This is a genomic window from Streptococcus mitis (assembly GCF_003942765.1).
Taxonomy (GTDB): domain Bacteria; phylum Bacillota; class Bacilli; order Lactobacillales; family Streptococcaceae; genus Streptococcus; species Streptococcus mitis_BE.
This window is the reverse complement of the sequence record NZ_RJNW01000002.1, coordinates 236,002-256,121: the sequence shown is the minus strand read 5'-3', so window position 1 is coordinate 256,121 and position 20,120 is coordinate 236,002. Positions and strand designations below refer to the sequence as shown.

The following is a 20,120-nucleotide window of genomic DNA, read 5'->3' as shown; positions in this document are numbered from 1 at the left end:
TTTTTATACTCAATGAAAATCAAAGAGCAAATTAGGAAGCTAGCCGCAGGCTGTACTTGAGTACGGCAAGGCAAAGCTGACGTGATTTGAAGAGATTTTCGAAGAGTATTAATCGCGGGTAAATCCAGTTGCACCAGTTCGAGCAATATTGCGAATACCGTATGGTCGAATGACTCGCAATAGAGCTTCACTCTTTTCAGCATTTCCAGTCATCTGAATGGTAATCGAGCTTGGCGCTACGTCTACCACCGTTGCACGGAAAGGTTGAATAATCGCTAAAATCTCAGCTCGCTTCTCAGCTGGCGCTGACATCTTAACCAAAATTACCTCGCGCTCCAAATGAGGCTTGTCTGTAATATCACGAATGCGAATCACATCAATCTGACGATTAAGTTGCTTAATGATTTGTTCCACTTCATCATGAGAAGCTACATCAATAATAATGGTGATACGCGATACATTCGGATCTTCTGTTGCTCCAACAGAGATACTTTCGATATTAACCTGACGACGAGACAGAACGCCAGTAAAGCGATTGAGGACTCCTGAACGATTTTGTAGTTTTGCTGTTAACATTCTACGCATGGAACTTCACCCCCAACATCTCATGATTACTCTTACCAGCTGGTACCATTGGTAGCACCTGTTCCTTACGAGAAATATCTACCTCGATTAGCATAGGAACATCCTCAGTGATGACTTCAAGGTCTTGAGCCAAGGTCTCAGGATTGTCAAACTTATAGTTTTTAATACCGTAAGCTTGTGCCATCAGTTGGAAATCAGGAAGGGTATCAAAGACTGACTCTGATGTTCTACCTTCATAGAAGGATTCCTGCCACTGGCGAACCATTCCAAGTGAGTGATTGTTCAGCATGACCACCTTGATTGGCACCTTATAAATGTTCAAAATAGCCAATTCCTGGTTAGTCATTTGGAAACCGCCATCCCCAACAAACAAGACTACTTCCTTATCTGGGTTAGCAATTTTAGCTCCAATTGCTGCTGGAATTCCAAATCCCATGGTTCCCAAACCGCCTGAAGTCACTAACTGACGTTCATTTTGGTAGGGATAATACTGGGCTGTCCACATTTGGTGTTGACCAACGTCTGTTACCACAATGGCATCTCCATTTGTCAATTCACCAATTCGTTCAATAACAGCTTGCGGCTGAACCACACGCTCTTTCTTATCATAAGAACGAACGCGGTTCTTGTCTTTAGTAACTTTTTCAATCCATTTCTCAGTATTGTTATGAACTGTCGGTTCTGCTAGTAACATTTGCAAGGCTTTCTTAGCATCTCCAACTACAGGAATATCCGCACTGATAATCTTACCAATCTCAGCTGGGTCAATATCAATGTGAGCAACCTTAGCATTCTTAGCGAAAGTCTTAGGATTCCCCGTCAAGCGGTCATCGAAACGGCAACCAATACTAATCATAAAGTCCGCTTCCGTCATGGCAATATTAGCTGCGAATGACCCGTGCATGCCTCCCATTCCAAGGAAGAGTGGATGACTCGTTGCAATCGTTCCTTGTCCCAAAAGACTGGTTACCACTGGAATTTGATAGCGTTCTGCAAATTCATTTAATTCTGCAGCTGCTTCAGCATAACTAATTCCACCACCAGCTAGCAAGACTGGCTTTTTAGCCTTGGATAATTGCTTCAAAATTTTCTTAATTTGCATATCATTTGGCTCAAGAGTTGGTTGATAGCTTGGTAGGTTCACTTCTGGTGAATAAATGAAGTCTGTTTCCAAAGCAGATACATCTTTTGGTAGGTCAATAACGACTGGGCCTGGTCGACCTGTAGTTGCAATATGGACGGCTTCCGTAATGATACGCGGAATATCAGCTGTCTCACGAACTTGGTAATTGTACTTAGTGATTGGCATGGTAATTCCCACGATGTCTGCCTCCTGAAAGGCATCCTTCCCAATCCCAGCTCGCGCCACCTGACCTGTAAAGACCAAAAGGGGAACGCTATCGCTCATAGCATCCGCAATTCCTGTAATGGCATTTGTTGCTCCTGGTCCGCTAGTGACGACAGCAACACCCAACTTTCCAGTTGATTTGGCATAACCTTCAGCTTCATGCAAACAACCTTGCTCATGGCGTCCTAGAATGTGGCGAATGCCTTTAAAATTATATATCGCATCATAAAAAGGCAAGACCGCACCACCAGGATAACCAAAGATGGTATCAATTCCTAAATCACGAAGTGTTTCCAAAACCAGGTCCGACCCCGTCTTAGGAGATTCTAAACTGATTTTCTCCATTGTTCCCCTTTCTCTTCTCTTAAAAATAACTTGTTACTATCATACCATTTTTTCAAAATTTTTCAAGACAAAATAAGAAATTTTCTGAATTTTCTATTTTAAAGTTTATTTATGAATAATTATTTTGTTTTTATGAGTTTTAAAAGATAAATTACATTCTTTAACAATATATTTTTATTTACATTATAAATTTCCTTCGCAAATTACTTCAACTTATGTTATATGAAAGTTCTTTAAGTCATATTTTCAGAATGTATAAAATTTGTCGTAACTTTACAAAAAAGGAAGCCACTAAGTGACTTCCTTCTATAGCGAGGACTGATTAGTCTTCACCTTTGTTTTTCTTAATGATTTCTTCTTGTACTGACTTAGGTACATCTTCGTAGTGGTCAAATACCATCATGAATGTACCACGTCCTTGAGATGCAGAACGAAGAACTGTTGCGTAACCGAACATTTCAGCAAGTGGAACGTAAGCACGAACGATTTGGCTGTTACCGTGTGCTTCCATACCATCTACACGTCCACGACGAGCAGTTACGTGACCCATAACATCACCAAGGTTTTCTTCTGGAACAGTGATTGTTACAAGCATCATTGGCTCAAGGATAGCTGGTTGTGCTGATTTAGCAGCTTCTTTAAGAGCAAGTGAAGCCGCGATCTTGAAGGCAGTTTCAGATGAGTCGACATCGTGGTATGAACCATCGTAAAGCTTAGCTTTAACGTCAACCATTGGGTAACCTGCAAGAACACCATTAGCCATAGATTCTACCAAACCTTTTTCAACCGCTGGGATAAATTCGCGAGGAACCACACCACCGACGATTGCGTTTTCAAATTCGAATCCTTTACCTTCTTCATTTGGAGTAAATTCAATCCATACATCACCGAATTGACCTTTACCACCAGACTGACGTTTGAAGAATCCACGTGCTTGGGTAGAAGCGCGGAATGTTTCACGGTAAGATACTTGAGGAGCACCTACGTTTGCTTCAACTTTGAACTCACGACGCATACGGTCAACAAGGACGTCAAGGTGAAGCTCACCCATACCAGAGATAACTGTTTCACCAGTTTCAACGTTTGTTTCAACGCGGAATGTTGGATCTTCTTCAGCCAATTTTTGAAGGGCGATACCCATCTTGTCTTGGTCAGCTTTAGATTTTGGCTCAACCATCAATTGGATAACTGGTTCTGGAACGTTGATTGACTCAAGAATGATTTTAGCTTTTTCATCTGTCAATGAGTCACCAGTTGTAGTATCTTTCAAACCAACGGCAGCAGCGATATCACCTGAGTAAACAGTGTCAATTTCTTGACGGCTGTTGGCGTGCATTTGAAGGATACGTCCGATACGCTCACGTTTACCTTTAGAAGTGTTCAATACGTATGAACCTGATTGAAGAACACCTGAGTAAACACGGAAGAATGTCAAACGACCTACGAATGGGTCTGTCATGATCTTGAAGGCAAGAGCTGCAAATGGCTCTTCATCAGATGCTGGACGAGTTTCTTCTTCATCTGTATCTGGGTTGATACCTTTGATCGCTGGGATGTCAAGTGGGCTTGGAAGGTAGTCAATAACCGCATCAAGCATCAATTGAACACCTTTGTTCTTGAAGGCAGAACCACACAATACTGGGAAGAATTCAACGTTGATAGTCGCTTTACGGATACCAGCTTTCAATTCTTCGTTAGTGATTTCTTCACCTTCGAGGTATTTCATCATCAATTCTTCGTCAGTTTCAGCAACTGCTTCGATCAATTTTTCACGGTATTCTTGAGCTTGGTCAAGGTATTCAGCTGGGATGTCTTCTTCAAGGATATCTGTACCAAGGTCGTTAGTATAGATTTCAGCTTTCATCTTGATCAAGTCGATGATACCACGGAAGTCATCTTCAGAACCGATTGGCAATTGGATTGGGTGTGCATTTGCTTGAAGACGATCGTGAAGTGTGCTTACTGAGTAAAGGAAGTCAGCACCGATTTTGTCCATTTTGTTGGCAAATACGATACGTGGAACTCCATACTCAGTTGCTTGACGCCAAACTGTTTCAGTTTGAGGCTCAACACCTGATTGTGAGTCAAGAACGGTAACCGCACCATCCAATACACGAAGAGAACGTTGTACTTCGATTGTGAAGTCCACGTGTCCTGGTGTGTCGATAATGTTTACGCGGTGGTTGTTCCATTGAGCTGTTGTCGCAGCAGATGTGATAGTGATACCACGCTCTTGCTCTTGCTCCATCCAGTCCATTTGTGACGCACCTTCGTGAGTTTCACCGATTTTATGGATTTTACCAGTGTAGTAAAGAATACGCTCAGTAGTTGTTGTTTTACCAGCATCGACGTGAGCCATGATACCGATATTACGAGTTTTTTCAAGTGAAAATTCGCGTGCCATGAGGTTTGTTTCTCCTATTTATTTTTGATTTCTATTCTATTATAACACGATTTTAATAAAAACGGATAGGCAGGACCTACCCGTTCTCAATGTTTTCATGCTATTGTTGGTTTCAACTTGTAGATTTACAAGTTGAATTGAACTCGGGCTACAGTTAATTAGCCGATTTGAGCTGGAACGGGATGCTGTGTGAAAAAGATAAACTTCCTTGTATTCGTCGAATACTGCGTCAGTTTCCTATTTTCACCTTGCATCCTTACCGTTCCTAGCATCATGATATAGTTGAGCTCAAGCTAAAAGTCTGGAGAAAAAGATGAATCTCATTGGTTGCAATCGCAACCTGCTTTGATTCCCTATTTTCTCTGGGACTTTCTTAACGCTTTCGCATCCTATATTACCAACGGAAGTGTGCGAATGCACGGTTAGCTTCAGCCATACGGTGAGTATCTTCACGTTTCTTAACAGCTGCACCAGTGTTGTTAGCAGCATCTAAGATTTCTTTTGCAAGACGATCTTGCATTGTATGTTCACCACGAAGACGAGCGATTGTTACCAACCAACGAAGTCCAAGTGTTGTACGACGTTCTGGACGAACTTCAACTGGGACTTGGTAGTTAGAACCACCAACACGACGTGCACGTACTTCAAGTACAGGCATGATGTTTTCCATAGCTGTTTCAAATACTTCAAGTGCATCGTTACCAGTAGCTTCTTTGATTTGCTCAAAGGCACCGTAAACGATTGAAGCAGCTGTACCACGTTTACCGTCAAGCATAACGCGGTTGATAAGACGAGTAACTAGTTGTGAATTGTAAAGCGGATCTGGCAATACGTCACGTTTTGGAGCTCTGTTTTTACGACTCATTTCTCTTTATCCCCTTTCCTTATGCTTTTGGACGTTTAGTACCGTATTTAGAACGGCCTTGTTTACGATCGTTAACACCTGCAGTATCAAGTGCACCACGGACGATATGGTAACGTACCCCTGGAAGGTCTTTTACACGTCCACCACGAAGAAGAACCACGCTGTGCTCTTGCAAGTTGTGTCCGATACCTGGGATGTAGGCAGTAACTTCGATAAGGTTGCTCAAACGTACACGAGCGAATTTACGAAGGGCTGAGTTAGGTTTTTTAGGTGTCATTGTTCCAACACGAGTTGCAACACCACGTTTTTGTGGTGAAGAAACGTTTGTTTGAACTTTTTTATGACTGTTGTAACCAACGTTCAAAGCTGGTGATTTAGATTTTTCTACTTTTGATTTACGCGGTTTGCGAACCAATTGGTTAATTGTAGGCATCTACATTCTCCTGTGTTTTTTTATTTTTGGTGATGATACACTTGGTGACAGCTATCATCTGTGTGTACTTTTGCAACATTTGTCAGCACGTCCCTGTACACTCTTGAGAGACCAAAAGTAAAAAGTACCGTCTATTATTGTAACAAAATTTTCCATTGGTTGTCAAGATATTTTTCTTTTTTATTGTTAATTTTAGCTCTTTTGTAGTGCTCCCCCAAAAAAGAAAAAGGAGGAATCCCACCCTCCTAAAGTTAGTATTGTTCCATTCAATCCCATCAATTTTAACAAATAATGTTCAAAAAAATATTATATCATCACAACCAACCAGATTCTTTCGCGATATTAGCTGCCTCTGTTCGATTACCTGCATCTAGTTTCGAAAGAATATTGGTGACATAGTTTCGGACTGTTCCGTTGGATAGATAAAGTTTGTCTGCAATTTCTTGGTTAGAGAAGCCCTGAGCAATTCCCTTTAAAACTGCGATTTCTTGTTCTGTTAATGGATTGGGATGCGTCATCACCACTTCCATCAATTCAGGCGAATACTCCTTGCGCCCTTCGAGGACAGTGTGCAAGGTTTGCATGAGGTCTGCAATGTTTCTTTCTTTTAATACATAAGCATCTACTCCAGCCTTGACCGCACGTTCAAAATACCCAGGACGCTTGAAGGTCGTCACCACAACCACCTTTGTTTCAAGCTTTTCTGCTCGTATCCACTCCAAGACTTCAAGACCTGTCTTAACAGGCATTTCTACGTCAAGGATGGCGATATCTATAGACTCCTTTTCAAATAATTGGATTGCTTCTTGCCCATTCTTGGCTTGAAAGACAGACTCTACATCCGGTTGAAGCGTGAGCAACTGGCACATTGCATCTCGTAACATACTTTGATCTTCTGCGACTAATACTTTCATCTACTTTCTCTCCTTATAGGGTAGTCGAACCTGCACTTCTGTCGGTTCTTTCCAACTAATTACCTTTACTTCTCCCGAAAATGGAAGAACACGATCTCGAACTGTATGGAGGTCATCCCCCTTTATAGAAGCAAAGCCACAGCCATCATCTCTCACTGTTAGAATGAGTTCTTTCTCTGTCCGTTCTAATTTTAAGTAGACTTTAGACGCTTGGGCATGTTTGATGATATTGGTCACTAATTCAAGCAAAATCATGGAAGCCGTTGACTCCAATTCCTGAGTTAAGCTAGCTGTATCTAGTTGATTAGCTATTTCCACCTCAATTCCAGCAATTTCTAACATCTTTTTCACAGTCTCTAGTTCGGATGTCAAAGTTCTAGACTTAAGATTTTCCACAATGGTTCGCACTTCACGCATTGATTCTTTGCTAATTTGCTGTATTTCTCTTAATTCCTTTTCCACCTGTGAATAAGCCTGTATTTGAAATAACTGCAAGGCTAGATCAGTTTTAACACTAATCATAGCAAAGGTATGCCCCAGACTATCATGCAAATCTTGACCGATACGACTGCGTTCATTTTCAGCAAGCAATAGATTTATCTGCGCATTTTGCTTAGCCTGAGCTTCTTTCAAATCCTCCACAATACGAATCCGAACCAAGCCAAAAGTCATTAAATCGATAAAAGCAAGAATTACAAGTAGATAGAATAGAAACTCAACTTCGATTCTCTGAAAAATCAACAGTTGGCCCACAACAAGGACTTGAGCAAGAAGAAAAGTCCAGACATGTAAAGACTTTAAACTACGTACGCCAAAATGATAACTTAAGAGGTTAGAAAGGAAAAAGAAGAACCAGATATAATTAACAGCAACAAAGGCAGTATTCCCAACTACATAAGTCAGCATGAGACCCCAATATAGCCAAGATAGACGCTGGCTCTTAGTTGTTAAAACACCCAAATATGCCACTACAAATAGAATATCAATCAATAAATGCCAGACAGAAAGCCACCCAGTCACTACAGGTAGGATGGGGAAAATCATAAAAATTAAACTGGCCCAAAACATATAGTGTATGCTTTTCAGTCTTTCAAGCATTAAGAATTCTCCTTATGACCTTGAAGGTAAATGGTCAAACCAAACAAAACTGCTGAAAAAACAAGTAGATAAACTGTGGCTGATAAATTGATGCCACCCTCGTTTAAGAAGGTCTTGAGCAACTCCATCAACTGATAAGTTGGTAGGCACTTCCCGATTGCTTGCATCCAGTCTGGAAATAAAGAGATGGGCATCCAGAGTCCGCCTAAAACAGCCAATCCTAGATAAAGAAGATTGCCCACGACAGACATCAGCTGACTAGAAGGCAAGAGTGTCAAGGTCAATCCAAGCGCTACAAAGGCAACACTTCCTACTATCAGCAAGAACGCAGCCCCAATCCAGCTTCCTAGAGGCATATCCACACCTCTGACCAAGTGCCCAACTGAGAAAACAACCAGGATTGAGACCAAATAATCAACCAACATACTTGTTATCTTTGATAGATAATATTCTACCATATTTACAGGGCTATGATGTAATATTTTCTGCCAGTTGTTGATCTTGTCGGTATGTAAAACAACTGGGAATGAAAAGATAGCTGTCGACATCATGGAAAAAGCCGTCATGGAGATGAGGTAGTCGCGCATAAAATTAGCCGGTCCATCTGGTGTGTCCTGGTACATACCTGAAAAGAATAAATAGAAGGCTGTCGGTATCCCTACGGATAACAGATAATAGACTAATTGTCGTTTGGTCAATAGAAATTCTATCTTGTTTAGTGCGATCCATTGTTTCATCTTAGTCATCTCCCTTTTGTGTTTCTTCAAAGATTGTATCCAGTAAGCTACGATTATTGACTTCAATTTCTTGAATCCTACATCCTGCTCGGACTAATAGTTCCCAGAAAGCATCTGCTTCGCGTGTGACTACTTGTAGAGCATCCTGTTTTTGTGACCAGTTTTCAACCAAGTTTGACTGTTCGACAACTTCCTTATATGCTAGAGGAAGGATAAAGTGCTTTTCAATCTCCTCACTACGCATAGCTAGAGGCGTTGTATCACGAATCAATTCACCCTTGTGTAGCACCAAGATTCGATCAGCCGTATGCTCCACCTCTTCGATATAGTGAGAAGAATAGACAATGGTCACACCATTTTTCTTTAACTGATCGACAATCTCCCAAAAACGTTGACGAGTTGAGGTATCCATAGCCGATGTAGGCTCATCTAAAAAGACAAGCTTTGGTCGCCCAATTAAGGTCAAGATAAAAGAGAAAAGACGCTTCTGCCCACCTGACAATTTTTCTGCAAATTGTTCTTTTTGTTGCTGGTCAAACTGCAATAGTTGATCAATTTCCTGCTCGCTCAAGGGATTTGGATAGATACGTTGAAAGAAAACAATCAACTCTTTTACCTTTAATTTCTGAACGATGACATTTTCTTGAGGGAGGTAGGATCTTGTGTAGTCTAACCTAGAGCTCGTCACTGGCAAGCCTTGGATGGATACTTGACCGCTGGAGACCAATTTATCTCCGAGCAAACAGTCCAAGAGTGTTGTCTTTCCAGCACCATTTGGCCCAATCAAGGCGACGCATTCACCTTCAGCTACCTCAAAGGAAATATCCTTCAAAATAGCTTTACCCTTGATGCTTTTATGCAAGCCTTGTACCTTAATCATGTTCATGATATTCTCCTTTCAGCCATTCCATCCCTATAGGAAAGGCGATAAAAATCATAAATCCTAATCCCCAGGCGCCGCGAATAACTTGGTGAAGAAAGGCTTGATCAAACCAACCTGTAAACATTTCTACCAACCATGCCACTAGTGATAGCCCAATAAAAAGATAGAGAAACGCTTTTTTCATTTTTCAAACTCCTTTTTCACATCTGAGACTAATTTCAAACCTTCTCGTATAAGCCAGGACATCATTCCAAATCCTGCAAATAGCTCCCAAGGAAAATGATAGAAACCTTCATCCAATCCTGAGAACATGAGATAAGTCATGACTCCTGCTGCTACTAAACTCATTGCGACAATTACTTTATGTTTCATTTTTTCTTCCTCCACTTGATACATATAGTATAATTCTTTGAAGGTAGAATCACTAGAAGCTTCTGTCATGAGGAGATATGACAAATGTCATAAAAAAAAGAAAGTTACAAAATCAACTTTCTTTTTTATCTATTAAATTTTTATTCCACACTAAATAGGTATGGGTAAACTGGTTGTTGACCTTGGTGAATCTCGACTTCAACATCTTCGAATTCTTCTGCGATTTCTTGGGCAATTTCATTGGCAAGTTCTTCGCTTCCGTCTTCACCGACATAGAAGGTTACGATTTCACTATCTTCATCCAACATATGTTTCAAGGTTTCAGTCAAGGTTTGGTGCATATCAGGGTTTGACACGAGGATTTTTCCATCCACCATACCAAGATTATCGTTTTCATGGATTTCTAAACCATCGATTGTCGTATCACGCACAGCTGTTGTGACGCTTCCGCTAACGACATCGCTAAGGGCTGCAGTCATACGCTCTTGGTTTTCTTCGATAGACTTGCTTGGATCAAAGGCAAGAAGACTTGTCAAACCTTGTGGCAAAGTACGAGCCTCTACCACTACTGCTGGTTGCTCCAAAACTTCTGCTGCAGATTGAGCTGCCATGAAAATATTCTTGTTGTTTGGTAGGAAGATGATGTTACGAGCGTTGACCTGTTCAACAGCCTTGATAAAGTCTTCTGTTGAAGGGTTCATAGTTTGACCGCCTTCGATAACATAATCCACACCTTGAGAACGGAAGATATCTGCTAGACCTTTACCAGCCACTACAGCAATCAAAGCATACTCTTTTTCTTCAGCTGGTTTGCTAACTTGAGCAGCTTCTTTCTCAACCTGTGCTTCGTGTTGGTTACGCATATTGTCAACTTTTACCTTGACCAAGCTACCATATTTGAGACCTTCTTGCATAACAAGTCCTGGATCTTCTGTATGGACATGGACTTTGACAATTTCATCATCATTGACAACAAGGAGAGAATCCCCGAGTTCATTCAAGTAGTTACGGAATTCGTCGTAGTCAAAATCTTTGGCATAGGTTGGACCTTGCTTAAGAGCTACCATGATTTCAGTACAGTAACCAAAGGTGATGTCCTCAGTCGCTACGTGACCAGCTACAGACTTATGATGTTCAGCATTGATCATTTCACTCATGTTGGCCGGAGTCGCTACAAAGTCCTCAGATGCAATATATTCACCAGTAAGGGCTGAAAGGAAACCTTCATAGATGAAGACCAGTCCTTGACCACCTGAATCCACAACGCCAACTTCTTTCAATACTGGAAGCATGTCTGGTGTTTTAGCTAGAGCTGTTTTAGCACCTTCCAAGGCTGCGCGCATGACTTCAACAGCGTCATCTGTTTGCTCAGCTTTTTTCTTAGCACCGATAGCAGCTCCACGAGAAACTGTCAAAATCGTTCCTTCGACTGGTTTCATCACTGCCTTATAGGCAACTTCTACACCTGATTGGAATGCAAGGGCCAAGTCTTGACCTGTTAACTCGTCTTTATCCTTGATGGCTTGTGAAAATCCACGGAAAAGCTGAGACGTAATAACACCTGAGTTTCCACGCGCACCCATCAAAAGACCTTTGGCAAGAATGCTCGCTACCTCGCCAACTGTAGAAGCTGGCTTGTCTGCAACTTCTTTAGCACCATTTTCAATGGTCATTCCCATATTTGTTCCAGTATCTCCATCTGGAACTGGAAAGACGTTTAATGAATTGACATATTCAGCTTGCTTATTCAAGCGAGTTGATGCAGCCTGCACCATTTCTTGAAATAAGCTAGTAGTAATTTTTGACACGGTTATTCTCCTACAACTTTGATATTTTGAATGTAGACATTTACAGTCTGAGCAGTAATTCCAAGCTGGTTTTCCAAGCTAAAACGAACACGCTCTTGAATGTTTTTTGACACTTCGCTAATCTTTGTTCCGTAGCTCAACACGGTATATACATCAACTGCAATACTGCCATCTTCGGCCGCCTTTACGACGACACCTTTGGAATAATTTTCCTTACCTAGAAGGGCTTGGAAATTATCTTTGAGGGCATTTTTACTAGCCATACCGACCACACCAAAAATCTCAGTTGCTGCTCCACCTACGACGGTTGCAATCACTTCATCTGTTAGTTCGATTTGACCATCTTTTGTATTAATTTTTACAGTCATCCTTTTTACCTCAACTAGTTGATACTCTATTTTATCATATTTCAGCCCAAGTGTAAAAGCAGAATACTGTATCAGCGGATATTTACTCTATTTTTCAAATGATTTTATATCTACAGTAAAAGAAAAAAGACCCTAAGGTCTCCTTACTTTTATTATTAAACGCGTTCAACTTTACCTGATTTCAAAGCACGAGCTGAAGCCCAAACTTTTTTAGGTTTACCATCGATAAGAACAGTAACTTTTTGAAGGTTTGGTTTTACGGCACGTTTTGTTTGGTTCATCGCGTGTGAACGGTTGTTTCCTGATACAGTCTTACGACCTGTAAAGTAACATACTTTAGCCATTGTGTTTTCCTCCTATTAGATCTAATATAGCGGATGTGCTAGCACCACATACCGTACTATGTTATCACACTTTCTTTATTTTTGCAAGGGAATTGGAAGATTTTTTTATTTGACGTAGACAACACCAAGTTTACCAAAAGCCACTTCCCCGCGAATAATCAAGGTTTTGCTTGTTGGCGCTACAGGAGCGTCTGCCTTGGCTGCACCAAAGGATGTTTCTACTTTCAAATCGACACGCCAGTGTTGTGGAACATAGACGGTTGCATTCCCGAAAGCCACTTCGATATTTAAAGTTGCAAAATCACCTAACATCTCTGCATTGTCATAGTAGATTTTTGCATTTCCAAAAGCAACTTCTACTTGGTCTTCTACAAGATCTTGATCTTGTTTATAGAAAGTCCCACTTCCAAAAGCAACTTCCTTATCTGTTAGAATGGTCTTTTCCCCATCATACCACCATTTTTTCCCGTTCCAAAACTTACTTGAGTGAGTGAGATAGCCAACACCTAGCACTGCTAAGATACTAGCCCAAAATAGAGACTGATTTGGGATAGGCAAAATGTTATAAAAATGATTTGCAATCATTAAGGCTACTAGAGCTGTAAAAACTGCTGAAGTCAGATGACGACGAAGCAAAGCCTCAACTGATTGGTAGGCAAAAAATCCAATACCAATCAAAGGCCAAATGTGCCCTCCCAGAGAAGGGATTCCAAAATTTCCTTGTAATAATATTAAAGCCGCCAATACTAGCAACACAATACCAAATGCTTTCTTTTTCATCTTCTTACCTCATGTTTCTTAGATTTTCTTTTAGGAGGGATTGATAGTGCCGCGACACGTGAACCTCCTTGTGGGTCTGATAAAAGGAAATAGTTCCTGTCCCTGAAAAGGACTTGTCAACCGAGTAAACCTGACGGATATTTGCAATAGTCGACTTGGATACCCGACTAAAATAGCGAGGAAGAATAGCCTCTAACTCATAGAGTTTAAGCCGAACCTCGTAGGCTTCTTTCTGGGTGTGGGCGTAAATCTTGCTACCTTCTGTCTCAAAGAAGAGAATTTCCGATAAGTCCAGATAATATTCACCCGTACCCTTGTAAAAAATCAACCTAGGAGACTTGGACTCTTGCAAGAGTCGCTGTAAATCCGCAATCTCATCTGTCAAAGCCGCTGCCTTGATGACAATTTCAGTTTCCTCTAAATTGCTGTCAATTTCGATTCGTAACTTCATTCCATCTCCTTTCTGACTCTACTATATCAAAGCCAAAATAAGAAAACAAGAGCAAAAAAGCAAGTGGTTACTTTAGACCCGTAAGTGGTCGTAGGACCCCCTTAACTTACAGGTCAAAATAGAAAGAAAAGCACACCCCACACAAGAGCACAAATATAGCCAACCACTACATCCCTAGGATAATGCACTCCACCCAAGACTCTCACTAGACCTAGGAAGGCTGATAAGGTCAAACAAATCATCCCCATAGTTAGACTAGCATGTAAGCAAGCCATGGAGATAATGGTTGCTGAAAAGACATGACGACTGGGCATTGACTGACCAGGACTATCTCTGTCAAGCAAGGGTTTAATATCCCATTCCTCATAAGGCCTAGGGACATTGATTTTCTTACGAAGAAAGGACAAAATCACAAAGCCTGACGCAGGAATAAACACATAGACCAAGACTTGTTTTCCAAGTCCTTGTTGGAGATAGGTAATTGCTAACAATGTTAGATAAATCATAGGCATAACTACTGTCATAAACCGATTGAAAGTTCTTAACAAGCTCAGAAGAAAGGGCTTATTTTTAATATTAGCAGCAACATGCTCATACCATTCTTGATAATTTTTCATATATTTTCTCATCACTTACTCAAATTTTGCTTATAGGGAAGCACTTGTCTTCTAGTATAGTGCAGAAAAAGAAGGCCGTCAAGCCTTCTTTGGGTTTATTCTTCTGCTTCGTCTTCTGTAAATTGACTGTTGTAGAGGTCAGCGTAGAAACCAGCTTGTGACATTAGCGCATCATGATTTCCTTGCTCGATGATATTTCCATCTTTCATGACCAGAATAAGATCAGCATTACGGATGGTTGACAAGCGGTGGGCGATGACAAAGGAAGTTCTGCCCTCCATCAAACGATCCATAGCTTTCTGAATCAATTCCTCTGTACGGGTATCAACAGAAGAAGTCGCCTCATCTAGGATTAGGAGTGGTGCATCTTTCAGCAAAGCACGAGCAATGGTCAAGAGTTGTTTTTGCCCGACAGACAAGGTCACTGTATCATCCAAGACTGTATCGTAACCATCTGGTAGGGTCATGATAAAGTGGTGAACCCCCACAGCCTTGCTGGCTTCAATCACACGCTCATCACTAATGCCCTCTTGGTTATAGATAAGATTGTCTCGAATGGTTCCTTCAAAGAGCCAAGTATCCTGCAAGACCATTGAAAAGGCATCGTGTACTTCCGAACGCTTCATATCCTTGGTATCCACACCATCGATGCGGATACTTCCCTTATCAATCTCATAGAACTTCATCAAAAGATTGACAATAGTTGTCTTACCAGCTCCAGTCGGTCCGACAATGGCAATCTTTTGACCTGCATGAGCCGTCGCAGAAAAATCGTGGATGATAGTCCGATCAGGTGTATAACCAAAGGAGACTCGATCAAAGACTACTTGACCTTTCATATCGCTCAATTGTCTTTCTTTATGGGATTCGTCTTCCATTTCCTCTTCAGCTAGGAATTCGAAGACGCGTCCCATGGCTGCACTAGCCTGCTGAAGACTAGTAATCCCTTGGGCAATTTGTGAAAGAGGCTGAGAAAAGATACGAACATAGGCCATAAATGCAACGATAATCCCGATACTGATGTGCCCATTTAAGGCCAAGGCTGCACCAACAATAATCACCAAGGCATAGCTAAAGTTCCCAATGAACATCATAATCGGCATCATAATCCCTGAAATAAATTGAGATTTCCAGATACTATCATACAGACGATTGTTTAATTTCGCAAACTCTTCTTTCGTACTCTCGATGGCATTGTAACTGGTCACCACATTATGGCCAGAGTACATTTCCTCCACATAGCCGTTGACAGCTGCTAGGTCTTGTTGCTGACTCTTAAAGAAACCCTGTGATTTGCCCATAAAGACAGACACGAAAGCAAAACCAATAAGAGTTGACACAACCGTCACCAAGGCTAAAATCCAGTTCATCCCAAACATGGTTACCAAGACTGCTAAGACCAGCAAACTAGATGAAAGAACCGTTGCCAGACTTTGATTGAGAGACTGGGCTGCAGTGTCAACGTCATTGGTTACACGAGACAAAGTATCCCCCTGATAGTGTCCATCAAAATATCCCAATGGTAGGCTATTGATTTTCTCTGCAATAGCTCTTCTCAAACGCTCTGAAAAACGTTGAATGGCTGTTGTAAACAGAAAGGCCTGTAAATAATTTGATAGAAGTCCGATCACATAAATCACGGCCAAAAAACCACCAATAGCTGCAACCGCCGCGACATCCACACTTGTTTCCAGACCACTGGCAATAATATTAGTCATTTCCTTGATGCGGGTTGGACCATATACAGTAATGATATTGGATACGATTGTTGCTAGAAAGGCGATTAGAAGGGCAAACTGGAGGCCTGCAAGATAGGGTTTACTCTGTTTCCAAAGAGACATTTTCTTATTTTCCATGTTCCAATTCCTCCTTCGATAGTTGTGAATAGGCAATTTCTTGGTAAACTTCGTTATTAGCTAGAAGTTCCTTGTGGGTACCTTGTCCCACGACTTTCCCTTGATCCAAGACCAAAATCAAATCTGCGTCCATAATCGTTGAAATACGCTGTGCGACGATAAGCTTGGTCATAGACTTGGTTTTCTCTGCTAACTCTTGGCGAAGAACTCGATCTGTCTTGTAGTCCAAGGCTGAGAAGGAGTCATCAAAGATGAGGATTTCTGGCTTCCTAGCTAAGGCACGCGCAATGGCCAGACGCTGTCTTTGACCACCTGAGAAGTTGGTTCCTCCTTGGGCCACTTCTGACGCTAAGCCCGCTTCCTTGTCTTCGATAAAGTTCTTAGACTGGGCTAACTCCAAAGCCTGCCACATAGCCTGCTCACTAAGTGGTGTTTCTTGACTCTGTCCAAATTCTAGATTGCCCTTGACATCACCTGAAAAGAGAACCGCTTTCTGAGGAATATAACCAACCTTATTGCGCAAATCTTCTAAGGCATAGTCTTGAACATTGACACCGTCCACCAGAATTTCTCCTTCTGACACATCGTAGAAACGTGGAATCAGATTGACCAGAGTTGATTTACCTGAACCCGTTGACCCAATAAAGGCCACTGTTTGACCAGCGTCTGCTCTAAAGCTAACATGCTCGATAACTGGCTCCGAATTTGCCGCATAGCGGAAGGTCACATCCTTAAACTCGACCTGACCTTTGAGGTTTTCATCAGCCAGCTGCACTTGAGCAGGGTTTTGGATAGAAGAATGCAAATCTAAAACTTGATTAATCCGCTTAGCAGAGACCATAGTTCGGGGAAGAACGATGAAGAGTGCTCCCATGAGAAGGAAGCCCATGACAACCTGCATGGCATAAGACATGAAAACAATCATGTCGCTAAAGAGAGGCAGACGTGCTGTCGGAGTAGCGTCGTTAATCACATAGGCCCCAATCCAGTAAATCGCCACACTCAAACCACTTGAAATCCCCATCATGATAGGGTTCAAAATAGCCATAAGACGGTTGACAAACAAATTCAAGCATGTCAATTCATCATTTGCTGCTGCAAATTTTTCATTTTGGTATTCTTCAGCATTGTAGGCGCGAACGACACGAATACCTGTTAAACTCTCACGAGTGATACTGTTCAGTTTATCAGTCAGCCCCTGAATCAAGGACTGTTTTGGAAAGGCTAGCGTCATCAAAACAGTCGTCATCAGGACGTTGACAATCACTGCCACAAGTACGGCCCAGAGCCAGTATTCTGAATGACCTAAAATCTTCCCGATAGCCCAGATAGCCATAATTGGACCACGCGTAACCACTTGCAAACCCATGGTAATCAACATTTGAACTTGAGTAATGTCATTGGTAGTACGCGTCAAGAGGCTAGGAATAGAGAATTTCTTAATCTCTGTCTGCGAGTAATCCAAAACTCGGTTAAAAATATCACTTCTCAGCCTACTAGTATAAGAAGCCGCCACTCGGGATGCAAAAAAACTAACTGCAACTACGGACAAGAAGGCAAGAAAGGACATTCCCACCATCATGCTTGCCGGCTGCCACAACTCATCTAAATTAGTTCCTTGACTACCTAGCAAATCCGTAATTTTCGAGATATAGGTCGGCACTTCCAACTCTAGATAGACCGAAAAGCAAGTAAAGAGAATGGCTAGTAAAATCATCCCCCATTCTTTTCTACTAATTCGTTTGGCTAATTTCTTCATTCTCTCCTCCTATACCCTTGATATTTTCCTGTAGTTGAGCAAGGACTTTCTCAAAAATCAGTAATTCATCTTCATCAATGTCTTCCATCAACTGCTTGTCTATGCGTTCAAAAAAAGCCTTAACCTGCTGCATCTGAGAACGTGCTTTGTCCGTCAAACGAACAAATTTTGCCCGCTTATCGCTAGGACTCACCTCCAATTCCACCAAACCATTTTGCACCATACGCTTGACCAAATTACTAGCAACAGACTTGGTAATATTGAGTTCCTGCTCGATATCTTTAATCAAGACCAGTTCCTCTTTTTGTTCACAATGATCTAAAAAACGCAGAACCTGCCCTTGAGGCCCACCCATAAATTCAATACCACAACGTTTGGCTTCCTTTTGCACCATCAGGTGAATCTGATGACCAAAACGCTTAAAGACTAACATCGGCTTATCCATACTTACTCCTTTCTAACCATTGCATTTAGTTCTCCTAGGAACTAAATAAGTTTTCATGAGAACTATTTTATCATTTTCAGAAAAGATGTCAAGAAAAAGTTTCCAAGAGAACTATTTTAGTTTAAATTGACATTAGGTAATATCTTTTATATAATAAATACTCACTACTGTGGGTAGAAATCCATTCACTTAATGAGGAGAGAAAACTTTCAAATGAAACCAGAAGAACAAAGTGTTTTAGGAATCTTAGCAACCATTTTTGGAGCCATCGCACTTTTAGGATCCTGGATCCCGTTTATTAACTATCCATCGTTGTTCATCGGCATCGTCGCATTTATCTTGGGGATTATCGGCCTTATCGTCAACCTCAAAAAACGGAAAACAATGGCTATTATCGGAACATCGCTGGCAGTTGCCTCTGTTGTACTTTTCTTTACGAGTCAGGTACTATACGCTGATGTCTACAAAGAGTATGCCAAGGAGTTTAACCGTTCCTACATGGATACGAGTGCCTCAATGGAACGCGAAGAAAAAAGCGGCTTGACAGACGATACCTTCGCCTGGACCCAAGAACAGTTCGACGCCTTAATCGAAGGTGACCTTGACAACAAAGGAAAAGGTGGTACCAACTACGAGGATATTATCAACAAACACGGAAAGCCAGATTCCGAGTTTGACTTCACTCTTGGGGGTTACAATACGAAAAAAATCACCTATATCTCTATTGGAGACAAGACTAAGACTGTTACCTTAACTTTTGCAAAACAGGACAATGGAGAGCTCTTGCTCGTCCAAAAACATGCAATCGGTCTAGGTCTAGAAAAAAGCAAGCAACAAAACGATTCTGAAACCTGAGTCTAAGTTCAAATATCAAAAAAACGAACAGCTAGTAAAACTGTTCGTTTTTCTATTAGAATCCATCTACGTTTGTGTAGATCTTTTGTACGTCTTCGTCGTCTTCAAGAACGCTGTAAAGTTTTTCAAAGGTTTCAAAATCATCGCCTGACAATTCCACTTCTGACTGAGGAATCATTTCCAATTCAGTAACTTGGAATTCTTCGATACCTGACTCACGAAGGGCAACGATAGCCTTATGAAGGTCAGTTGGAGCTGTGTAAACTGTGATTGTTCCTTCTTCTGCTTCTACATCATCCACATCCACATCTGCTTCTAGCAATTGCTCAAAGACTGCATCGGCATCTTCACCTGCAAATACGATAACTCCCTTGTTGTCAAAGAGGTATGAAACCGAACCTGAAGCACCCATGTTTCCGCCGTTTTTACCAAAAGCTGCACGGACATTAGCCGCTGTACGGTTGACATTTGAAGTCAAAGTATCAACGATTAGCATAGAACCATTTGGTCCAAAACCTTCGTAACGTCCTTCTGTAAAGGTTTCGTCTGTGTTTCCTTTAGCCTTGTCCAAAGCTTTATCGATAACGTGTTTTGGCACTTGAGCTTGTTTAGCACGGTCGATAACGAATTTCAAGGCTGAGTTTGATTCTGGATCTGGATCACCTTTTTTAGCTGCTACATAGATTTCTACACCAAATTTTGCATATACTTTAGAGTTAGCTCCATCTTTAGCCGTTTTCTTGGCTACAATATTGGCCCATTTACGTCCCATTAGGAATCTCCTTTTTTCACATTTTAATCTTTCTTATTATAACACAAGTTTTTTCGATTTTCACTAGAGGAAATAGATTTT

The 20,120-nt window shown here is 41.3% G+C and carries 22 protein-coding genes; 1 reads left to right on the top strand and 21 read right to left on the bottom strand.

All coding sequences use genetic code 11. The features are described 5' to 3' along the window. Window positions 1–108 precede the first annotated feature (108 nt). The 20 genes from ilvN to D8849_RS04995 form a co-directional block, all read right to left on the bottom strand. Complete coding sequence (gene ilvN, locus D8849_RS05095; protein WP_001253803.1) at window positions 109–585, bottom strand: acetolactate synthase small subunit; 477 nt, start codon at window positions 583–585, stop codon at window positions 109–111. Then, window positions 578–2,278 (bottom strand): acetolactate synthase large subunit, encoded by a 1,701-nt coding sequence (locus D8849_RS05090; protein WP_000411735.1) that lies wholly within the window; start codon window positions 2,276–2,278, stop codon window positions 578–580. The genes ilvN and D8849_RS05090 overlap by 8 nt, the downstream gene beginning before the upstream one ends. Window positions 2,279–2,600: 322 nt before the next feature. Continuing rightward, on the bottom strand, window positions 2,601–4,682 hold the full coding sequence (fusA, locus tag D8849_RS05085; RefSeq protein ID WP_000090348.1) for an elongation factor G: 2,082 nt from the start codon (window positions 4,680–4,682) through the stop codon (window positions 2,601–2,603). Between the two features lie 394 nt (window positions 4,683–5,076). Next, window positions 5,077–5,547, bottom strand: a complete 471-nt coding sequence (rpsG, locus tag D8849_RS05080) for a 30S ribosomal protein S7 (protein ID WP_000087873.1) — start codon at window positions 5,545–5,547, stop codon at window positions 5,077–5,079. 19 nt (window positions 5,548–5,566) lie between these two features. Then, window positions 5,567–5,980, bottom strand: a complete 414-nt coding sequence (rpsL, locus tag D8849_RS05075) for a 30S ribosomal protein S12 (RefSeq protein WP_001142332.1) — start codon at window positions 5,978–5,980, stop codon at window positions 5,567–5,569. A 314-nt stretch (window positions 5,981–6,294) separates the two neighbouring features. After that, window positions 6,295–6,894 carry a response regulator transcription factor gene (locus D8849_RS05065; protein ID WP_004262068.1) on the bottom strand — a complete coding sequence of 200 codons (600 nt, stop codon included), beginning with the start codon at window positions 6,892–6,894 and terminating at the stop codon, window positions 6,295–6,297. Then, window positions 6,895–7,992 carry a sensor histidine kinase gene (locus D8849_RS05060; protein WP_125386385.1) on the bottom strand — a complete coding sequence of 366 codons (1,098 nt, stop codon included), beginning with the start codon at window positions 7,990–7,992 and terminating at the stop codon, window positions 6,895–6,897. Next, window positions 7,992–8,729, bottom strand: coding sequence for an ABC transporter permease (locus D8849_RS05055; protein WP_125386384.1), 738 nt, complete (start codon window positions 8,727–8,729; stop codon window positions 7,992–7,994). The genes D8849_RS05060 and D8849_RS05055 overlap by 1 nt, the downstream gene beginning before the upstream one ends. Window position 8,730: 1 nt before the next feature. Further along, window positions 8,731–9,615, bottom strand: coding sequence for an ABC transporter ATP-binding protein (locus D8849_RS05050; protein ID WP_125386383.1), 885 nt, complete (start codon window positions 9,613–9,615; stop codon window positions 8,731–8,733). Next, complete coding sequence (locus tag D8849_RS05045) at window positions 9,602–9,796, bottom strand: hypothetical protein (RefSeq protein WP_125386382.1); 195 nt, start codon at window positions 9,794–9,796, stop codon at window positions 9,602–9,604. Before D8849_RS05045 ends, D8849_RS05050 begins: the two co-directional genes overlap by 14 nt. Then, window positions 9,793–9,984, bottom strand: coding sequence for a hypothetical protein (locus D8849_RS05040; RefSeq protein ID WP_000681201.1), 192 nt, complete (start codon window positions 9,982–9,984; stop codon window positions 9,793–9,795). The genes D8849_RS05045 and D8849_RS05040 overlap by 4 nt, the downstream gene beginning before the upstream one ends. A gap of 140 nt (window positions 9,985–10,124) precedes the next feature. After that, window positions 10,125–11,792 carry a DAK2 domain-containing protein gene (locus D8849_RS05035; protein ID WP_000036655.1) on the bottom strand — a complete coding sequence of 556 codons (1,668 nt, stop codon included), beginning with the start codon at window positions 11,790–11,792 and terminating at the stop codon, window positions 10,125–10,127. 2 nt (window positions 11,793–11,794) lie between these two features. Beyond that, window positions 11,795–12,160, bottom strand: coding sequence for an Asp23/Gls24 family envelope stress response protein (locus D8849_RS05030; protein ID WP_000216437.1), 366 nt, complete (start codon window positions 12,158–12,160; stop codon window positions 11,795–11,797). A 155-nt stretch (window positions 12,161–12,315) separates the two neighbouring features. Further along, a complete protein-coding gene (gene rpmB / locus D8849_RS05025) occupies window positions 12,316–12,504 on the bottom strand; it encodes a 50S ribosomal protein L28 (RefSeq protein ID WP_001140948.1) in 189 nt (62 codons plus the stop codon). 105 nt (window positions 12,505–12,609) lie between these two features. Further along, a complete protein-coding gene (locus D8849_RS05020) occupies window positions 12,610–13,284 on the bottom strand; it encodes a LiaF transmembrane domain-containing protein (protein WP_033682352.1) in 675 nt (224 codons plus the stop codon). Between the two features lie 4 nt (window positions 13,285–13,288). Then, window positions 13,289–13,735 (bottom strand): LytTR family DNA-binding domain-containing protein, encoded by a 447-nt coding sequence (locus tag D8849_RS05015; RefSeq protein WP_125386381.1) that lies wholly within the window; start codon window positions 13,733–13,735, stop codon window positions 13,289–13,291. A 113-nt stretch (window positions 13,736–13,848) separates the two neighbouring features. After that, window positions 13,849–14,352 (bottom strand): phosphatase PAP2 family protein, encoded by a 504-nt coding sequence (locus D8849_RS05010; RefSeq protein ID WP_185756211.1) that lies wholly within the window; start codon window positions 14,350–14,352, stop codon window positions 13,849–13,851. Between the two features lie 95 nt (window positions 14,353–14,447). Next, a complete protein-coding gene (locus tag D8849_RS05005) occupies window positions 14,448–16,208 on the bottom strand; it encodes an ABC transporter ATP-binding protein (RefSeq protein WP_125386379.1) in 1,761 nt (586 codons plus the stop codon). After that, window positions 16,198–17,967 carry an ABC transporter ATP-binding protein gene (locus D8849_RS05000; protein WP_125386378.1) on the bottom strand — a complete coding sequence of 590 codons (1,770 nt, stop codon included), beginning with the start codon at window positions 17,965–17,967 and terminating at the stop codon, window positions 16,198–16,200. Before D8849_RS05000 ends, D8849_RS05005 begins: the two co-directional genes overlap by 11 nt. After that, on the bottom strand, window positions 17,942–18,412 hold the full coding sequence (locus D8849_RS04995; RefSeq protein WP_125386377.1) for a MarR family winged helix-turn-helix transcriptional regulator: 471 nt from the start codon (window positions 18,410–18,412) through the stop codon (window positions 17,942–17,944). The genes D8849_RS05000 and D8849_RS04995 overlap by 26 nt, the downstream gene beginning before the upstream one ends. A gap of 213 nt (window positions 18,413–18,625) precedes the next feature. On the opposite strand from D8849_RS04995, the gene D8849_RS04990 reads away from it, so the two are divergent. Then, entirely contained in the window at window positions 18,626–19,267 is a 642-nt protein-coding gene (locus tag D8849_RS04990) for a CD20-like domain-containing protein (RefSeq protein ID WP_125386376.1), read from the top strand. A 55-nt stretch (window positions 19,268–19,322) separates the two neighbouring features. On the opposite strand, the gene D8849_RS04985 is transcribed toward D8849_RS04990, so the two are convergent. After that, complete coding sequence (locus D8849_RS04985; RefSeq protein WP_125386375.1) at window positions 19,323–20,039, bottom strand: YebC/PmpR family DNA-binding transcriptional regulator; 717 nt, start codon at window positions 20,037–20,039, stop codon at window positions 19,323–19,325. Between the last annotated feature and the right edge of the window lie 81 nt (window positions 20,040–20,120).